Here is a 19,006-nt window from a genome sequence, read left to right as displayed (position 1 = left end):
AATCACAGCGGATGCAGCTTGCCGTCAAGATCCATCGTCCACTTCGAGCCGTCCTTGAACGTCAGCACGCCGCTCTGAGCGTCGATATGGATGGGTCTGCCGGCTGGCTCCTTTTTGTCTCCGCCGATGATGCGCTTCATCTCGGAAGCGGAAAGCTCCTGACTATGTTGCAGATCGTCGAGCTTCAGGTTCGTCATGGTGTTTCTCCTTACGGTGCGTGAGCAAGCGTTCGTTTGAGTCGAATCGAGCGTGTGTCGGCGCTCGCCTGGTCTTTTGCATTGGATATGCCAACGCGCGGGTGCAACGCTCGAATGCCCGCAGGGCCTTGCGCGGCGCGCTCGCAAGGTGCAGACACACCTGCTCCGTCAGCGCGTCGAGTCATCCGCAGCCCAACACAACGTCCGCGGAGCTGTCGGCGTCACGATGACATCCCGCATCCTTTCGATTAGCCAACAACAGCCGTCGACGGCGCTCATTGGCGCAGGACTTGCTTTTCTCCCCGCTCAAATATCCGGCGACATGACCGGCACTTGCACAACGGAGGAGACGATGCAAGACGACATCCACGAGATCGCGGCTACCCACGATGAACGACAGAGCGCCTGGCTGATTCCCGCGATACGCAAGGCGCACGAACGCTCCGAGACATTCGGTCTGAACGCCTCGACACGACCCGACTACGACGTGCTTACCGAAGGCGAGTTGCTCCTCAAGCTCGAGCAGAACCGCGTGCTATGCGCGCACGCGACGCCGGTGATGGAAACGCTGCGTGAACAGATCGTCAACACGCAAAGCATGATCGTACTGACCGACGCACAAGGGCTCATCCTCCACTCCACAGGCGATGACGACTTCCTCGCACGCGCAGAAAAGGTCGCGCTCAGGGCGGGGGCGAACTGGGCCGAGGAACGGCAAGGGACCAACGCCATCGGCACGGCCATCGCAGAGCGCTCGCCGACGGTCGTGCACGGCGATCAACACTATCTTGCGGCCAATCGTTTTCTGACCTGCTCCAGCGTGCCGATTCTCGATCCGTACGGCGATCTGATCGGCGTGCTCGACGTCACCGGCGATCATCGCAGCTACCATCGACACACGATGGCCCTCGCGCGCATGTCCGTCCAGATGATCGAAAACCACCTGTTTTCCAGCACTTTTCAGGGGATGTTGCAGATCGCATTTCACAGCCGCCCCGAGTTTCTCGGCACGCTGATGGAAGGGATCATGGCCTTCACCTGCGATGGACGCTTTCTCTCCGCCAATCGCAGCGCGCAGTTTCAGTTCGGCTTGCCGCTCTCGGCGCTGCGCGCGCATACGCTGTCGTCGCTCTTCGGACTGACGAGCGCGCAACTGATCGATCGTTCGCAAGCGAGCCGCGCGCCGCACATGTCGCTCGATCTCAACAATGGCGCAGTCGTATGCGCGCGCGTGCGCCTTAACCGCGCGCCTTTCGTCGAACCTGCGTCCACGTCCGTGCCGATGAGATCCGCGCCGCGCGCATCGGCTGCGATCGATTCATCGTCGAAGCTCGCATCGCTCGACACGGGCGACCCGAAAGTGGCCGCGGTCATCGGCAAGGTACGCAAGGTCATCGGCAAGGACATACCGATACTCATCACCGGCGAGACCGGCACCGGCAAGGAACTGCTCGCACAAGCCATTCACAGCGATTCGCCGCGTCGCGCGGGGCCGTTCGTCGCGGTGAACTGCGCATCGATCCCGGAGAACCTGATCGAATCGGAACTCTTCGGTTATGAGGAAGGCGCGTTCACGGGCGCACGGCGCAAGGGCGCGGCGGGCAAGCTGCTACAGGCCAATGGCGGCACGCTCTTTCTCGATGAAATCGGCGACATGCCCTACCCGCTGCAAGTGCGCCTCTTGCGCGTGCTGCAAGAGCGCGTCGTCGATCCGCTCGGCTCCAGCAAGTCGATTCCTGTCGATGTCGCCATCATCTGCGCGACGCACCGTAACCTGCGCGAGATGATCGAGCAGAGTCGCTTCCGTGAGGACTTGTACTACCGTCTGAACGGGCTCGTCGTCAAACTACCGCCATTGCGCGAACGCACTGATCTCGCAGCCGTGATCACGAAGATGCTCCACGCCGTAAGCGCCGATGATGGGAGCGGCATCCGCCTGTCCATCGACGATGACGTAATGGCGCTCTTCGAGCGCTATGCGTGGCCCGGCAACTTCAGGCAACTGTGCAACCTGCTACGCACTGCTGCAGCGATGGTCGACGACGACAGCTGCATTCGCCGGCAACATCTACCGGAAGACTTCTTCGATGAACCTCGCGCCAACGTGCATCGCGTGTCTGAAGCATGCGCTCCATCGGCGCTCGCTTCGGGACGCCTGCAGGAAGTCACGGCATCCGTGATCGCGGCGGCGCTCGCGCAACATCGTGGCAATGTCTCCGCGGCCGCGCGCGCCTTGGGCATATCGCGCAACACCATCTATCGAAAGATGCCCGCATGTTCATCGATGGAGCAATGAGTTGTTCAGTGCAGTGTTTCACTTCGGTACACCCTTGTTGCGAAGCGGAACAACATCGTCACATCCATTGCGCGTCATCGAAATCGAATTGAAAGGCAAAGAGCGTGCACGTGCACTGTCGATGATCGAAGGCATGGACCTTGCATTTCGAGGTCCGGTCGCGAAACGGCTCGCGATCCAACTCGAACATCATCAAGGAGATGAACATGCAATGGACGACACCCGCCTTCACCGACCTGCGCTTCGGCTTCGAGATCACGATGTACATCGCTACACGTTGATCCTTCGATGACGGCAAGCCTGGGGCGAATCTGCCCCGGGCCTGCACCCTTCCCTTTCCGTCCCACATGAACTCTACGACCGCGCATGCGGACGCATGCACGCGCCCGCGCCTGCGTGCGTCATTCAAGCTGCATTGGCATGCGGACATGCAAACGTGCGAGATCGTTCATCGGCACGGCAGCGTCGAACTGAACCGCAGCGCGGGCGAGATACTCGCACGCTGCGATGGCACGCGCGCGCTCGACGAGATCATCGGCGAACTGGAGACGCGCTTCGGCATCGCAGGTCTCGCCGCGGATGTCTATCGCTTCGTCGATGCAGCACGTCGACTAGGTTGGCTCGACTGAGCTCGCGTTGTCACATCGGGCAACACGTCAAACGTCCCACTGCTCCACGATGCAACACCTCTTCAATAACGCCTCAATGCGCCCGCATCGAGCGCTTTGGACGCGACAACCGCGTACAGCAAGGCGATTGCGCGTATCGGTCGTCGATGGCACATGACTTGCCTTGATGACGTCGCAACTGTTTCGCATCGCTATCGAGTTTCAATAAGACGTTGCATCGACAATATCCAGGAGACAACGATGAACATTCGCTTCAGTCCGGCCCTGCGCGTCGCGGCCCTTGCAGCAGGTGCCGTCGCTGCGTTCGGCGTGGCGCAGCATCTTGCCATCGCGGCGGAAGGCACACCGGCGCAGTACCCGGACGTCAGCTATGAACGCCTCGCGAGCGCGCAAGACGACCCCGGCTGGCTCACGTATTACCGCACGTATAACGGTCATGGGCATTCGCCGCTCAAGCAGATCGATACGAGCAACGTGAAGAACCTGAAGCAGGTGTGGAGCTACAAGTTTCCAAAGGACTTGCAGCAAGGCTTCGAGGCCACGCCCATCGTCAACGGTCGCTTTCTCTTCGTGACGACGCCCAAGGACAACGTCTATGCATTCGATGCCGCAACGGGCAAACAACTCTGGAAATACGAGCCGAATCTCGATGCGAAATCGTTCAAGACCGCATGTTGCGATGTGGTCAATCGCGGAGTAGCGTTATACGGCAAGAACGTTTATGTCGCGATGTTGAACGGCGAAGTGGCCGCGCTCGATGCGCAAACGGGCTCGCTCGTGTGGAAGAAGGCGATGTTCGATCCGGGCGTCGGATATGCGTTCTCGCTCGCACCGCTCGCACTCGATGGCGCGCTCGTCGTCGGCAGCTCGGGCGGCGAGTATGGCGCGCGCGGCTTCATCGCAGCACTCGATCCCAACGACGGCAAGGTGCTGTGGAAACGATATACGGTGCCCGGCGCGAAGGAGCCCGGCGGCAACACATGGCCCGATGGCATGCAGGAGCATGGCGGCGCCCCCGCGTGGCTCACCGGCACCTATGATGCGGCGAGCAAGACGCTTTATTGGGGCGTCGGAAATCCGGGACCGTGGCTCGCCGATCTTCGTCCTGGCGACAACCTCTATTCCGACTCGTTGCTCGCGCTCGATCCGAAGACGGGCGACCTCAAGTGGCACTATCAATACACGACGAATGACACGTGGGACTATGACGGCGTCAATACGCCGGTACTCGCGAACATCAAGTATCAGGGCAAGGACTACGACGCGATCATTCACGCAGACCGCAATGGCTTTTTCCATGCGATCGATCGCAGCAACGGCAAGCTAATCTATGCGCGGCCCTTCGTCACCGCGACATCGGTCACAGGCTATACGGACGATGGCAAGCCGATTCAGGATCCCGCCAAGTATCCGAAGACCGGCACGACCATCGAAACGTGTCCGAGCTTCCTCGGAGGCAAGAACTGGTGGTCCGTTTCATACGATCCGCAGAAACATATAGCCTTCGTGCCGGCGCTGCATGCGTGCATGTCCCTGTCCGGCAAATCGGTGAACTACATGGAAGGCCTGCCCTATCTCGGCGAAGGCTTCGAGATCAAGCCGGAACCGAACAGCAAGGGCTACGGCGAACTGCAGGCGATCGATGTCGACACCGGCAAGAAGATCTGGAGCCACTGGACCAAGCTGCCTTGGAACGGCGGCGTCGCGACGACGGCGGGCGGCCTCGCATTCAGCGGCTCGCTCGACGGCCATCTCTACGCGTTCGATGAAAAGACCGGCAAGGTCTTGTGGCAAAGCCCCAAACTCGCGAGCGGCATCATCGCCCAGCCTTCGGTGTACGAGATCGACGGCAAGGAATACGTTGCCATTCTCGCGGGATACGGTGGCGCCAATCCGATCTGGGGCGGACCGATGGCGAAGGCCGCGGACAAGGTGCCGCGCGGCGGCACGCTCTATGTGTTCGCGCTCAATCGCGCCTGACCCATGCTGATCGAACCGCGAGCGCGCATCGCCGCGCGCTTGCGGTGCTCACCGACATCACCGGACGCTTCGACATGAATCATTCGCTCAACTCCATTCGCGCAGCAGGCATGCTGGCCGCATGCATCGCGCTCGCACCATCGGCTTCCGACGCGGCCGTGAAGATCTGCACGTTTCCCGGCAGTCCTTCGGCCGCGCTGGACCGCAGCGTCGCGCAAGCGGTCTTCGCCCGCGCCAACATCGCAGCAACGTTCGTATCGCACGGTATCGGCGAAGGCGACGACGACGGCGTGTCGCTTCACGAACTCGACAAGACGCTCGCGCGCGATTGCGATGTGATCGCTGGCTTTCCCCGTTCCACCGTCGCCGATGCATCGGGTGGCAAGATGCAATTCTCGCGCGGCTATCTGCGTGCGGGCTACGTCAGCATCGAAGCGCCTGACGTGGTCCTGAACGATGCCGCAAAGCGCACGGTCGCCGCGACCTATGCAAGCCCCGCACAACTGATCGCCGTGCAGCAGCGCGACGTGACGCTCGATCTGGAGAACACGTCGGCATCGACCGTCGATGCAGTCGCGAACGGACGCGCTTATCGTGCGATCGTGTGGTATCCCGCTGTCGTGGCTTATCGCATTGCGCATCCGCAACAGAGCTTCACCGTCGCAGCCGCGAATTCGCCCTACGCGGACTGGCATCTGGCATTCGCATTCGGCGACAGGAGCGCTGCGTTGCGTCCGCGCATCGACGATGCGCTCAAATCGATGATCGACGATGGCCGCCTTCAGGCGCTCACGAAACAGTGGGCGTTGCCCGTGCAAACTGCATCGTCTTCTGCAGCACCGTCGAAGCACTCCGGCATCATGCTCGCCGACATGAATGGCGCGCGCGCCGGCCGCTTCATCAAGGTCGCGAATGAGGGAACCGTCGAGCCGCCGACGTTCGAACAAGCGCAAACGACGCACGGCAAGGCGCTTTATTCGAGCTCGTGCGCGAAGTGCCATGGGGCACAGTTGCAAGGCATCACAGCGCCCGCGTTGCAAGGTCCGTCGTTCGCACCGCCGTCGAATTCGCATCTCACCGTGGGCGGCATCTTCACCTACATGGCCACCAACATGCCCGCGGACCGTCCAGGCAAGATGAAGGACCAGGACTATGCCGACATCATGGCCTTCCTGCTGATGTCGAACGGCTACAAGCCCGGCGGTGCAAAGATGACAGCCGACAGTGCCCGCGCGTCGAAACTCCCGCTCAACGCCGGGCCGGCCCGATAAGGTCGCCATGCCAGCACCGGCCACTCAGGCTCATATAGCGACGCTGGTGGAAGCCGTGCCGATGCTTACGTCGCGACACGAAGGCGGCACATGTGCCCCGGAAACATCGGGCATATGTGCTGCCTTGTCTTTCCCTTCCTGAACAGCTTCATTTTTTCGCACCGTGCACATTGGCATAATGCAGCACGGGCGCGCATGCTTCGCGTCTCCTTCGCTTGTCCCGTTTCGTCAACGACCGAGACCGCATGACTTCGATCACTCGTACTCGAGTTCAGGTGCGCGCCTTCTTCGGCGCACCCGAAGCAAGACGCCTTCTTCGCACACTGATGAGTTGCGCGATCAGCTATGCCGCCGCAAGACTGGCCGCACTGCCCGAAGGTTACTGGGCACTTATCACGACGCTCGTCATCGTGACGCAACCGAGCCTCTCGCAGGCGGTCGATATTGCTCGCGATCAGATCATCGGCGCATTCATCGGCGCCATCGCGGGCGTGCTCGGCATTGTCGCGATGAACCGCGGCGCGCCGCCGCTCGCGGTGTTTTCGGTCGCGCTCGTGCCGCTTGCCGCGTTGAGCGCGAAGCGGCCTGCGTTCAGGCTTGCGTGCGTGACGCTCGTGATCGTCGTGCTGATTCCGGCGGGACCGGGATCGCCTTTCGAGCGGCCGATGCATCGCGTGCTGGAGATTCTGATCGGCGCCGCTTCGTCCTTCGTCGTGTCGGCGCTCTGGCCCAATCGTGCGCTTACGGCCGCGCATCGCAGCGTCGCCGATACGTTGAAGAGCCTCGGCCAGTTGATCGCGCTCCATCTTTCGGGCGAGCGGGATGATGCTCGCGCGACGCGCCTCGAAACGCAAAGCACCGACGCGCAAAAAGCCTTCGACGATGCGTTGAAGGAAGCCGAACGCGAACACATCATCGTGCTCGTGCAAAACCGCCGCTCGGATGCCATCGACAAGGCCGCACCGTTTCTGCGGCGTCTCCATAGCGATGCGCTCTTTCTCGCGAAAGCTGTATCGCGCCTCGATCGCGATACTTGCGCGGCTCGGCTCGGCGCGGCCGGTCGCGAATTGCAGGCTTTGTTCGAGACGCTCGCGAGCGTGCTTGCAGCGAATCGTCAGGACGATGAGAAGCTCGCGCGCGCACGTTCCGCCGTGAACGAACTCAAGGCCATGCTCGAGCAACAGGAAGCGACGCACGGCGCGCAGGAAGTGGCGCAGTTCGTGATCGGACTGATCGTTGCCGACGTCGATGCGCTGATCGCCACGATCTATCCGCCGAAGGAGTCACGGGCTTAGCGCGAAAGACCGCGCGCGTCGATCGGCCATATGTCGGTCACGCGTTCGCCTCGATAGCAGACGTATTCATCGTAGAGATTCACGGTCGGATCGCAATGACCCGGCAGCAACAGCACACGCTTGCCGACGAGATCAGCGAAATCGCCTTCAGCATCGTGCTGGGCTTGCAGCATGCCGTGCTCATCGTTCGCGGAGATATAACTGAACGTGGGCTTGGCGCCCGCACCGAGCCAGTTCACGCTGCGCGGCAAGCCCGAATCGACCGCGAGCCCTTTCAGGCCGACATCGCATACGGCCATGCCGGGGCGCGTGGCGCTCATGACCGTCGACAGCACGAAGAGACTGTGACGCCAGCGCAATTCGCCGCCCCAACCGATGCCGCCATAGTCGCCGTCCATGAACAGATACGAGCCCGGCTGCAATTCGGTGAAGACGCCACTCGCAGCATCGAACTCGACAGTGCCTGTGCCGCCGCCCGTCACGATGCCGCAACGCACGCCGCGAACATCGAGCGCGCGGACGTAGCGCGCGGCGATATCGGCGGCGCGGCTTGCTTCGGCCTTGCGTGCAATCCAATCCGCGACGTGCTGGATGCCGCCGTGATACGCCTGCAGTCCTGCGAAGCGCAGCGCGCTCTGCGCTGCGATGCCGTCGACGAGCGCGAGCAGCGCATCTTCGCTCGTCACGCCGCAGCGATGCTGACCTGCATCGACTTCCGGCAGCACGTCGATCGTGACGCCCGCGCGTGCCGCTGCGTCGCCGAGGGCCTGAACTTGCGGCAACGCATCCACGCATACCGAAAGATGCACATGCGATGCGAGTTCGACGGCCATCGCGAGTTTGTCCGCGCCGACGAACTCATTGCTGACATGAATGCTCGCGATGCCCGCCGCCGCGAACGGATACGCCTCCGACAGCTTCTGACAACACACGCCGACCGCACCCGCGCCGACCTGACGCTTCGCGATCTCGCTGCACTTGTGCGCCTTCGCATGCGGACGCAACGCGACGCCATGACGCGCGGCGAACGCCGACATCGCCGCGAGATTGGCGTCGAAGGCATCGAGATCGATCATCAGGGAAGGCGTGGCGACCGAAGCGAGCGAATCGCCCGCGCGAGCGGCGGGAGGAGGTGCGAGCGTCATGGCAGAGGGTGTCGATGAAGTTGGATCAGACATCGATCATAGCGCTGCATATTGCATGATGAATGCATAAAACCATTTGCTCGCCCGTCGCTTTCACGCGGGAACCTCCGTTTCCAGAATCGCGCCTTCGTCCTTGAGCGCCTGAATGCGCGCCTCGTCGAAACCGTATTCGTCGAGCACTTCGCCGGTGTGCTGACCGAGCAGCGGCGCGGGACGCGAAGCCTTCGTGCAGCCTTCGGAGAAGTGAATCGGCAAGCCGATGCCGCGCATCGGGCCGGCAAGCGGATGCTCCGTTTCGACGATCATCCCGCGCGCCATGGCCTGCTCGTGCGACGACGCTTCCGGCACGCCCAACACCGCGCCGCTCGGCAATCCGATGGCATCGAAGGAAACGAGCCACTCGTCGGTCGTGCGTTCGATGAGACGCGCCGTCAGGATATCGACGAGCGCCTCGCGATGCTTCAGACGTCCCGCGTTGGTCTGGAAGCGCTCGTCCTCAGCGAGTCCCGGAATATTCAACACGCCGACGAGACGCTCGTAGTTGCTCTGGTTCGCCGCGCCGATGTTCACCCAGCCGTCGCGCGTGCGAAACGCCTGATACGGCGCGCTCGTGGGGTTGGCCGAGCCGGCTTTAGGCAGGACGGTGCCATCGGCGAAGTAGTTGGCGAAGGCCCAGTACATCTGCTGCAGGCCGGCTTCGAAGAGCGACGTATCGACCATCTGCCCGAGACCGGTCGCCTGCTTGCGCGCATAAGCCGCACTGATGCCGAGCGCCGCAAGGATGCCCGCGTTGATGTCGGTGACGGGCGAGCCCGCCTTGATCGGCGCCTGCCCCGGCTCGCCCGTCATGCTCATCAAACCGCTCAGCCCTTGCGCGATGAGATCGAAGCCGCCCTTGTCGGCCATCGGCCCGCTGCGCCCATAGCCCGATATCGCGCAGTAGATGAGTCCCGGATTCACGGCCTTCAGCGTTTCGTAGCCCATGCCGAGCTTTTCCATCGTGCCGCGCCGATAGTTCTCCGTCACGACGTCCGCGCTCGCGAGCATCTTCCTCAGCACTTCCTTGCCGCCCTCGGTCTTGAGATTGAGGGCGATGCCGCGCTTGTTGCGGTTCACGATCATGAACGACGCGGATTCGCCGCTCGCAAGAATGGGTGCGAAACGACGGCAATCGTCGCCGCCGGGGATCTTCTCCACTTTGATGACATCGGCACCCATGTCCGCGAGCATCATCCCGCAGATGGGCCCCGACATGATGTGCGCGAGTTCGATCACGCGCATCCCCGCAAGCGGTCCCGCGCCGGGCGCTACTGTCGATTTCGTGTCTGCCATGTCAACGTCCCTTGAATTGCGGTTTGATCTTGTCGAGGAAGGCCTGATAGCCGATGTGAAAATCCTCAGTGCCGAAGCATGCGAAGCCTTCATCGCGCTCTTCGTCGGTAAGCGGCTGAGGCTCCATCACGCGGCGCACGAACTGCTTGTGCCAGCGCGCGACGAGCGGTGCGCCGTCCGCGATGCGCCGCGCGGTTTCATACGCGTGCGCCGTCACTTCCCCATCCGCGACGACACGCGTGACGAGTCCTTTTGCAAGCGCTTCCTTTGCATCGAAGATGCGTCCTTCGAGAAGAATCTCGAGCGCGACGGCAGGCCCCGCAAGACGCACGAGCCCTTCCATTTCCGCATGCGCCATCACGAGGCCGAGATTCTTGATGGGGACGCCGAAGCGGCTCGATTCGCCGCAAATGCGCAGATCGGACATCGCCGCGATTTCGAGACCGCCGCCGACGCAGATGCCATGAATCATCGCGACGATAGGATGCCGGCACTCGCGTAATGCATGCAAAGTGCGATGCATGATCGCGCCGTACGTACGCGCCTGTTCGACGTTCGAGCGATCCGTGCGGAACTCCGCGATGTCGTTGCCCGGCGAGAACGCTTTCTCGCCCGCGCCGCGCAGCACGATGCAGCGCAGCGTGTCGTCGCCGGAAAGCATCTCGATGGTCTCTCCGAGCGAGCGCCACAAGTGCTTGGTCATTGCGTTGAGCTTCTCGGGCCGGTCGATCACGACTGTCGCGATATCGCCGTCACGCTCGATCAGGATGGATGGTTCCGCCACGTCGCCTCCAAGAATTGAATGCTGCATGCTGAATGCATTATTCGATGCGGTTCAATGCATGCAAAATGCACCGAACCGCCGCGTGCGCAGAGTCAGACGAACTTGCGGGTGTCTGCCGCGTCGCTCTTTTCCTCCTCGACTTCCAGAGCACGGTCCGGGCGCATCATGAACGAAAGGACGATGCCGGCCGCCATCAGGATCATCGACACGGTGAACGGCAGGTTCCAGTTGCCTGTGCGGTCGATCAGCCAGCCGCCCACGACCGGGCTGATGATCGCCGCAAGCGCCGAACCGGAATTCATGATGCCGGCCGCGGTACCCGAATGCTTGGGCGCGATATCCATGGGCACGGACCACATCGGGCCGATCGTCATTTCGTTGAAGAAGAAGCCGGCCGAGAGGCACACCGCCGCGAGCGTGATGGAGATATTGGAGATCAGCATGATCGGCGCGAGCGAGAGCAGCGTCAGCAGCATGCACACGCCGACCATCACGTTGCGCGCAAGCCGCACGTTGCCGCTCTTTCTCAGGATGCGATCGGTGAGCGAGCCGCCGAGCCAGTCGCCGAGTACGCCAGCGAAGAACACGCCCGAGGCAAACAGCGCCGATTTGCCGAGCTGCATGTGATAGCTGTGCAGAAAGTATTGCGGAATCCAGCCGAGAAAGAGCCACAGGACCCAGCCATAGCAGAAATACACGGCCGTGACGGGCGCCATGCGGCCGAGCAGCGTGCGCCACGGCACAGGCGTGCGTTGCTTCACACCCGAATACGTCGCGAGCGTCGCGCATTCTGTTTCCGTGATGCGCGGATGATCGCGTGGGTTATCGCGGAAATAGAAGACCCATGCGAGCGCCCAAAGGAAACTGATGACGCCGGTGATGATGAACGCGCCGCGCCAGCTCGTCGCGACCATCAGCCAGACGATGAGCGGCGGCGCCACTGCATTGCCGATGCGTGATGCTGCATGCGTAATGCCTTGTGCAAAACCACGCTGATCGGCGGGCATCCAGTTCGACATTGCGCGCGTCGCGGTCGGAAAGGTCGCGCCCTCACCGAGGCCGAGCAGCACGCGAGCCACGATCAGCGACACGAAGCCGCCCGCGAGACCGGAGAGGACGGTGGCTCCCGCCCAGATGATCGCGCATAGCGTGAGCGTTCGCCGCGGTCCGAACCGGTCGCCGACCCATCCGCCGATGATCTGAAACACGAGATACGGATACGCAAAGGCGGAAAACACGAAACCGACTTGCGTGTGCGAGAGGCCAAGCTCCGCGCCGAACTGGGCCGCCGCCGTGCTGACATTGACCCGGTCGATATAGGTGATGAAATACATCGCGCATAGCAATAGTAGAACGCGCGTCGTGGCTCGACGGAACATCATCGTCTCCTTGTTGGCCGCGTGCGTGCGCGAGCCACCTTCGAATGTCGAAAGGCGCCCGATGTCACGGCATGCGGAACTTCACGTGAATACGTCGGATGAGGACTGCAGCTCGGTATGAGCCTGCCTATTGCGTTCTGCGGCGCAGTTTGCGAATGCGTGGTTTGCGCGGTGATGTCATGGTTCGTCTCCTGATCGCGGCTCGTCGATGTCCGCTTTTTTTGCTTCGGTGAATGAAACGCTTGTCCTGCTCTTTTCAATCCTTCGCATCGAGCGCCATGGCGAGAACTCGCGCGACATGAAGCGCCTCACGTTGTGCACCATCCGCGATCTGGTGACGGCAACTGGTGCCGTCCGCCACGATCAGCGCATCGTGTGCGGCGCGAACAGCCGGCAGCAGCGACAACTCCGCCATCGCCTGCGATGCGTCGTAATGTTCCGCTTCATATCCGAAGCTGCCCGCCATGCCGCAGCATGATGATTCGATCGTTCTCACATCGAGCCCCGGAATCCAGCCGAGCACTTTCTCGATGGGACGCACGGCATCGAATGCCTTCTGGTGACAATGTCCGTGCAACAGAGCCTTGGATCGACCGAGCGGTTTGAGCTTCGGTTGCAATCGCCCTTCCGCTTCTTCGCGCACGAGAAATTCCTCGAACAGAAACGACGCTTGCGACAGCTTGCGCGCGGCATCGCCATAGCCGTACCCGAGAAACTCGTCACGCAGCGAGAGCAGACATGAAGGCTCCAGGCCGACGATCATCACGCCGCGCTCGACATAAGGCATGAGTGCGTCGAGCGCGCGGCGTGCTTCGACCTTCGCTTCATCGACGAGACCGGCGGAAAGAAACGTGCGCCCGCAACAGAGCGGCCGCTCGCCCGCCTTCACGTTCAGATGAACCGCATAGCCTGCCGCTTCGAGCACGCGCTTGGCTGCGCGCGCGTTCTCGGGTTCGATGTAGTTGTTGAACGTGTCGACGAAGAGCAGGACTTCGTTAGTTGCAGACGCAACCGGTTTGTCCGTTGCATTCGCGAGAAACGGTTTTTCGAAACGTGGAAACGCACGTTGCCGCGCGAGACCGAGTTTCGACTTCAGCCAGCGCGCCACGCCCGGCATGTTCGATTCGAAAACATGCGACAGCGCAGGCATGCGGCTCGCATACGGCGCATAGCGCGGCAGGAACGCAATCAGGCGCTCACGCAATCGAACGCCATGACGCTGCGTCCATGCGGCGCGTGCCTCGATCTTGATGCGCGCCATGTCGACACCGGTCGGGCAATCGCGCTTGCAACCCTTGCACGAGACGCATAGATCGAGCACGTCCTTCACATCCTGACTCGCGAGGCCGTCATCGCCCAATTGTCCCGACAATGCGAGCCGCAACGTGTTCGCACGGCCGCGCGTGAGATGCTGCTCGTCCTTCGTGATGCGATAGCTCGGGCACATCGTGCCTGCATCGAACTTGCGGCAATGGCCGTTGTTGTTGCACATCTCGACCGCTTTCGCGAGCCCGCCCGACAGATCGCCGCCCGATCCCGGCACGCCGTGCTCGCCCGTCAATGGATCGCGGGTGACGTTCCATGCCGACCAGTCGAGACGAGGGGTCAATCCACGCTCGCGATAAGAAGGCGGAAAGCGGAAGTTGCGCGCATCATCCATCTTCGGCGGCGCCACGATGCGATCAGGGCTCAGCCGGTTCTCCGGATCGAAGAGCCGCTTGATCTCGCGAAATGCCTCGTTGATGCGCGGGCCGTATTGCCACGCCACCCATTCGCCGCGGCACAGACCATCGCCGTGCTCACCCGAGAACGCGCCCTTGTATTCGCGCACCATCGCCGCGGCTTCTTCGGCGATCGCGCGCATCTTGATGGCCCCGTCGCGGCGCATGTCGAGGATCGGCCTCACATGCAGCGTGCCGACGCTCGCATGCGCGTACCACGTTCCTTCGGTTCCGTGCTTCCTGAATACATCGGTCAATCGGCTGGTGTATTCGGCGAGATGTTCGAGCGGCACCGCGCAGTCTTCGATGAAGGACACCGGCTTGCCATCGCCCTTCATGCTCATCATGATGTTGAGACCGGCCTTGCGCACTTCCCACAGGGCCTTCTGCGGCCCCGCATCGGGCATTTGCACGACCGATCCCGGCAAGCCGAGATCGCTCATCAACGCGACGAGCTGCGCAAGCTTTGCTACTTGCGTATCGCGATCCGCGCCCGCGAACTCGACGAGCAGAATCGCTTCCGGCTCGCCGACCAAAGCCTTTGCGATGACGGGACGAAACGCCGGATTCGACATCGCGAGGTTGATCATCGTGCGATCGACCAACTCGACCGCCACCGGCCCCAGCTTCACGATGTGCTGCGTCATGTCCATCGCATCGTAGAAGCTCGGGAAGTTCACGACGCCGAGCGTTTTGTGCGCGGGCAACGGCGCGAGCGTCAATGTCAGTTGACGGCTGAACGCGAGCGTGCCTTCGGAGCCGACCAGAAGGTTTGCAAGATTCGGCTCGCCGTCGTTGGTGAATGCAAGCGGGCTCTGACAATCGAAGAGATCGAGGTTGTAACCCGCGACGCGTCGCAGCACCTTCGGGATGCGTTCGCGCATCTCCTGTTGCTCGCGCATGGCGATGCCCCGCACGCCATCGACGAGATCGCGCGTGCGTGCATCGGTCGTCATCGACGACAGCTTGCCGAAGCGCGCTTCGTGACCGTCGGCGAGGATCGCGTCGATCGCGTCGACGTTATGCACCATGATCCCGTATTCCATCGATCGCGAGCCGCACGAGTTGTTGCCCGCCATGCCGCCGATCGTGCATTGCGCGCTCGTCGATACGTCCACCGGAAACCAGAGGCCATGCGGCCTGAGCCACGCATTCAGGTGATCGAGCACGACGCCCGGTTCGACCGTGACCGTGCGCGCGTCCTTGTCGAAGTGAATGATGTTGTTGAGCCACTTCGTCGTGTCGATGACGAGCGCTTCGCCCACTGTCTGCCCGCATTGGCTCGTGCCTGCGCCGCGCGCCAGCACGCTCGCGCGGCTGTCGCGGGCAATCTGCAACGCAACGCGCAAGTCGTCCTGATCCTTCGGCACGACGACGCCGAGCGGCACGATCTGATAGATCGACGCATCGGTCGCATAGCGTCCGCGCGATGCGCGATCGAACAACACATCGCCTTTCAGCTCGCGCTGCAATCGCGCCTGCAGCGGTGTCGCCGTTGACGCGACCCGCGCACGCGCGGAAGCGGGCATCAGATGAATCGGCTTGACGAGCCGGTCTGTGGGGGAATTGAGCATCGTCGCTGTCGGTGAGTGCCGGAGTGCCTTGCGGTTCCTGGCCTTATGAATGCGTTATGCGAAATGCAATTCGACGGCGGGCAAGCCTTCGATCGCGCCGATGGCCGTGCCGGGCACATCCGGAAACGCGATGCCGGTGTAAGAACCCGCCGTGAGCACGGTCCCGCGTTCGACCGCGAGCCCGCGCGCCACGCTGTGATTGACCGTCCACGCGAGCAGGCGCCGCGGGTCGCCCGCAGGATTCGCCGGAACGCCGTCGAAAAGCGACGCGCCGTCGAACGTGAACGCCATCGCGGGCGATACGAACGGGAACGCCGCGTCGTAAGGCACGCCCTCGCCCACGATCAACGCGCCGTGATTCTGCAAATCGGCGAGTTGCCACGGCTTTTCGACATCGGGCCACGCGGCGAAACGGCTCGCGACCACTTCGATGGCCGCATGCACGGACTCGATCGCAGCGACCACGTCTTCATCGCTATACGGTCCGCTGTTCGGTTCGAAGCGCCGGCCGATCCTGAATGCCACTTCGAGTTCGAGACCGGCCTTGCCGAACGCGAGCATCGAGAGACGCGCACCGGTTTTATGCATGCCATCGGCGGGAAGCGGTGCACCCTGGATCGGCCCGTCGTGCGTCTTCGCGCCGACCTTCCATCCGCCGATGTCTGCGTTCAGCGCACGCAGCGTCGCGTCCTGCGCCGTGTAGGCATCGTCGGCGTCGGACGGACGTGCGCCCAAGGGCAGCGCGTCGAGCTTCGCCCGATGCGCGCGCGCGTCGACGAGAAGCCGCGCGAGCGCATCGGCGTCGAACGCGGCGCTCATGCGGCCGCCTTCAACGCGGGCTTCGCGACGTGGCTCGTCAGATAGTCCATCGCCGCCGCCACGCCGCTGTCCTTCAACGCGATACCCGAGAGCTTCAGTCCCATCTCGCAACCGGTGAGCGCGGCCATCAGCGTGAGGTCGTTGCAATCGCCGAGGTGACCGATGCGGAACATGCGGCCCTTCGCCTTGCCGAGCCCCGTACCGAGCGACAGATCGAAATGCTCGTAGATGAGCTTGCGCACCGCATCGGCATCGACGCCTTCGGGTGTCATCACGCCCGTCAGCACCGGCGAATACACGGCGGGATCGGCGCATTGAATCTCCAGTCCCCACGCGTTCACCGCCGCGCGGCACGCGGCCGCGAGCCGTTGATGGCGCGCGAACACGTTGTCGAGCCCTTCGCCAAGGATCATGTCGAGCGCTTCCGAGAGGCCGTAGAGCAGGTTCGTGTTCGGCGTGTAAGGCCAGTAGCCTTGCTTGTTCATCTCGATGATGTCGGTCCAATCCCAGAATGCGCGCGGCAACGTGGCGCGCTTCGACGCCTCGCGCGCCTTCTCCGATACCGCATTGAAGCTGATCCCCGGCGGCAGCATCAAACCTTTCTGCGAACCGGAAACGGTCACGTCGACGCCCCATTCATCGTGACGATAGTCAGCCGATGCCAAACCCGAGATCGTGTCCACCATCAACAGCGCGGGATGCTTCGCGGCGTCGATCGCGCGTCGCACGGCGGCGATATCCGACGTCACGCCCGTCGACGTTTCGTTATGGACGACACAGACGGCCTTGATAGCGTGATTCGTGTCGTCACGCAGACGCTTCTCGATCATGTCGGCCTGTACGCCGCGCCGCCAGCCTTCGATGCCGGGCAGACCGAGAAACTCCGGCTTCAGCCCGAGGCTCTCGGCCATCTTCTTCCATAGCGTTGCGAAGTGGCCCGTCTCATACATCAGCACCGTGTCGCCGGAACTGAGCGTGTTGCAAAGCGCCGCTTCCCATGCGCCCGTGCCCGATGCCGGATAGATCACCACCGGTTGGCTCGTCTTGAAGATCTTCTTGATGCCATCGAGCACCTTGAGACCCAGCGCGCCGAACTCCGGCCCGCGGTGATCGATCGTCGGATAGCTCATCGCGCGCAGGATGCGATCGGGCACAGGGCTCGGCCCCGGGATCTGCAGGAAGTGACGGCCAGCAGGATGGAAATCGAGCTTCAACATGGGTCCGCGTCCTTGTAAATGTAATTTTGCATGCAAAATACAATAACGCAGCGACAACCGCAGGTAAAGGAATACATAGACCGAACGGCCTAGGGATAACCCGCTGGCGGTTTTTTCCGCTGGCACTGCGTTAAAATTGCCGCAAATAGATTGCGAGGTATTGAATGCAAAATCCCGATTTACCAGACGTGCACGTTTCGTCCTCGCTTCCGAAGTTAGAGCGCCTGCGTCTGCACGACACCGTCGTCGATCACTTGCGCGGCTTCATCGTCGAAGGCTTGCTTGCTCCCGGCGTCAAGCTCAACGAGCGCAAGCTGTGTGAGACGCTCGGCATTTCGCGCACGCCGCTGCGCGAGGCGTTGAAGGTGCTCGCGGCCGAAGGACTGATCGAGATTTCGCCGAACCGGGGCGCGTCGGTATCGCAGATGAGCGAGTTCGAAATTCGCGAGATGTTCGAATTGATGAGCGGGCTGGAGGCGTTCTCAGGCGAACTCGCGTGCGAGCGCATCACGCCGCTGGAGATCGCCGAGATCAAGGCGCTGCATTACGCGATGCTCGCGTGCCGCGCGCAGAACGATCTCTCTGGCTACTACAGCCGCAACCAGGCCATCCACGACAAGATCAACGAAGCGGCGCGCAATACGGCCTTGCGTCAGACCTACGTATCGATCAACCGGCGTCTCATGGCATTGCGCTTTCGTTCGAATTTCCAGACACCGAAGTGGGACAGCGCGATTCGCGATCACGAAGAAATGATCGAAGCGCTCGAAACGCGCGATGGCCGACGCATGGGCGAGATCCTGCGCAAGCATTTGCTCTCCAAGCGCGATGCGGTGCTCGCGGAGCGCACGTTGACGACGGTGAAGCCGGCGCCATCGAGAAAGCGCTCAACGGCCAAGCCGACGCCGGACGGGCGGTAGCGAATAGAACGGTCGCGTGATTTCGCGGAAGGTAAGGTATGGCGCGAAGGGCGTCAGAGCCTACCATCGGGGAAAACGATGACCAAGATTCGAGGGGCATGCATCGCACTCGGCGCGGCGTTCGTCATCACGGGCGCTACTTTCTATCACTCGACGGACTTCGACACTGCCCAAGCGGGAATGGACCGCGAGACCGTCGACTGTCTAACACGCGGACTCACGCGTGACGAGAAAGTCCGCATCGCCCGACTCACCACGGCGCACGACCGCGAAGGGCTTGATGCGATCTACGGCGATGTGCTCGCGCGCTGCGTCGTGCGCTCCGATCAGTGGGAGCGTCGCCCGCAACTGCTCACGAGCGCGCGCCAGATTCTTTCCCACGATCCCGAATTCAGACAGATGCTCAACGCGAGCACGATGGAACTGGCGACGCGCCGCTGATCGGCG

General features: G+C 62.3%; 16 protein-coding genes. 8 read left to right on the top strand and 8 right to left on the bottom strand.

Annotated elements, in window-relative coordinates:
• Window positions 1-2 precede the first annotated feature (2 nt).
• Window positions 3-197, bottom strand: coding sequence for a hypothetical protein (locus NCR93_RS20620; RefSeq protein WP_008347853.1), 195 nt, complete (start codon window positions 195-197; stop codon window positions 3-5).
• Window positions 198-549: 352 nt separating this feature from the next.
• Here NCR93_RS20620 and NCR93_RS20615 point away from each other — a divergent pair, with 352 nt between their 5' ends.
• The 6 genes from NCR93_RS20615 to NCR93_RS20590 all read left to right on the top strand — a co-directional run bounded on the left by NCR93_RS20615 (window position 550) and on the right by NCR93_RS20590 (window position 7,668).
• Entirely contained in the window at window positions 550-2,493 is a 1,944-nt protein-coding gene (locus tag NCR93_RS20615; protein ID WP_175980693.1) for a sigma-54-dependent Fis family transcriptional regulator, read from the top strand.
• A 206-nt stretch (window positions 2,494-2,699) separates the two neighbouring features.
• The gene (gene pqqA, locus NCR93_RS20610; RefSeq protein WP_008347847.1) at window positions 2,700-2,774 is read left to right on the top strand and encodes a pyrroloquinoline quinone precursor peptide PqqA; all 75 of its coding nucleotides are present in this window, start codon (window positions 2,700-2,702) and stop codon (window positions 2,772-2,774) included.
• Window positions 2,775-2,840: 66 nt separating this feature from the next.
• Window positions 2,841-3,122: a pyrroloquinoline quinone biosynthesis peptide chaperone PqqD gene (gene pqqD, locus NCR93_RS20605; RefSeq protein ID WP_175980691.1), complete on the top strand. Its 282-nt coding sequence runs from the start codon at window positions 2,841-2,843 to the stop codon at window positions 3,120-3,122.
• Window positions 3,123-3,362: 240 nt separating this feature from the next.
• Window positions 3,363-5,102, top strand: coding sequence for a methanol/ethanol family PQQ-dependent dehydrogenase (locus NCR93_RS20600; protein WP_175980689.1), 1,740 nt, complete (start codon window positions 3,363-3,365; stop codon window positions 5,100-5,102).
• A 74-nt stretch (window positions 5,103-5,176) separates the two neighbouring features.
• Window positions 5,177-6,373 carry a c-type cytochrome gene (locus tag NCR93_RS20595; protein WP_175980686.1) on the top strand — a complete coding sequence of 399 codons (1,197 nt, stop codon included), beginning with the start codon at window positions 5,177-5,179 and terminating at the stop codon, window positions 6,371-6,373.
• 245 nt (window positions 6,374-6,618) lie between these two features.
• Entirely contained in the window at window positions 6,619-7,668 is a 1,050-nt protein-coding gene (locus NCR93_RS20590) for an FUSC family protein (protein ID WP_175980684.1), read from the top strand.
• Here the strand turns inward: NCR93_RS20590 and NCR93_RS20585 are convergent.
• The 7 genes from NCR93_RS20585 to NCR93_RS20555 all read right to left on the bottom strand — a co-directional run bounded on the left by NCR93_RS20585 (window position 7,665) and on the right by NCR93_RS20555 (window position 17,639).
• Window positions 7,665-8,813, bottom strand: coding sequence for a DSD1 family PLP-dependent enzyme (locus tag NCR93_RS20585; RefSeq protein WP_175980682.1), 1,149 nt, complete (start codon window positions 8,811-8,813; stop codon window positions 7,665-7,667). The genes NCR93_RS20590 and NCR93_RS20585 overlap by 4 nt on opposite strands.
• Window positions 8,814-8,906: 93 nt before the next feature.
• Window positions 8,907-10,145: a CaiB/BaiF CoA transferase family protein gene (locus tag NCR93_RS20580; protein WP_175980680.1), complete on the bottom strand. Its 1,239-nt coding sequence runs from the start codon at window positions 10,143-10,145 to the stop codon at window positions 8,907-8,909.
• A 1-nt stretch (window position 10,146) separates the two neighbouring features.
• Window positions 10,147-10,956, bottom strand: coding sequence for an enoyl-CoA hydratase/isomerase family protein (locus tag NCR93_RS20575; protein ID WP_175980678.1), 810 nt, complete (start codon window positions 10,954-10,956; stop codon window positions 10,147-10,149).
• 65 nt (window positions 10,957-11,021) lie between these two features.
• Window positions 11,022-12,311 (bottom strand): MFS transporter, encoded by a 1,290-nt coding sequence (locus tag NCR93_RS20570; RefSeq protein ID WP_008347831.1) that lies wholly within the window; start codon window positions 12,309-12,311, stop codon window positions 11,022-11,024.
• Between the two features lie 253 nt (window positions 12,312-12,564).
• Window positions 12,565-15,603: an FAD-binding and (Fe-S)-binding domain-containing protein gene (locus NCR93_RS20565; protein ID WP_175980676.1), complete on the bottom strand. Its 3,039-nt coding sequence runs from the start codon at window positions 15,601-15,603 to the stop codon at window positions 12,565-12,567.
• Window positions 15,604-15,657: 54 nt separating this feature from the next.
• Window positions 15,658-16,422: a 2-keto-4-pentenoate hydratase gene (locus tag NCR93_RS20560; protein ID WP_175980674.1), complete on the bottom strand. Its 765-nt coding sequence runs from the start codon at window positions 16,420-16,422 to the stop codon at window positions 15,658-15,660.
• A complete protein-coding gene (locus NCR93_RS20555) occupies window positions 16,419-17,639 on the bottom strand; it encodes a pyridoxal-phosphate-dependent aminotransferase family protein (RefSeq protein WP_008347825.1) in 1,221 nt (406 codons plus the stop codon). Before NCR93_RS20555 ends, NCR93_RS20560 begins: the two co-directional genes overlap by 4 nt.
• A gap of 164 nt (window positions 17,640-17,803) precedes the next feature.
• Between NCR93_RS20555 and NCR93_RS20550 the strand changes: the two genes are divergently transcribed.
• Window positions 17,804-18,559 (top strand): GntR family transcriptional regulator, encoded by a 756-nt coding sequence (locus NCR93_RS20550; protein WP_034470980.1) that lies wholly within the window; start codon window positions 17,804-17,806, stop codon window positions 18,557-18,559.
• A gap of 78 nt (window positions 18,560-18,637) precedes the next feature.
• The gene (locus NCR93_RS20545) at window positions 18,638-19,000 is read left to right on the top strand and encodes a hypothetical protein (protein WP_175980672.1); all 363 of its coding nucleotides are present in this window, start codon (window positions 18,638-18,640) and stop codon (window positions 18,998-19,000) included.
• Window positions 19,001-19,006: the final 6 nt, after the last annotated feature.

Source organism: Caballeronia sp. ATUFL_F1_KS39 (assembly GCF_023630985.1).
Classification (GTDB): domain Bacteria; phylum Pseudomonadota; class Gammaproteobacteria; order Burkholderiales; family Burkholderiaceae; genus Caballeronia; species Caballeronia zhejiangensis.
The sequence above is the reverse complement of the archived record's forward strand: the minus strand, read 5'-3'. Positions and strand labels throughout refer to the sequence as shown.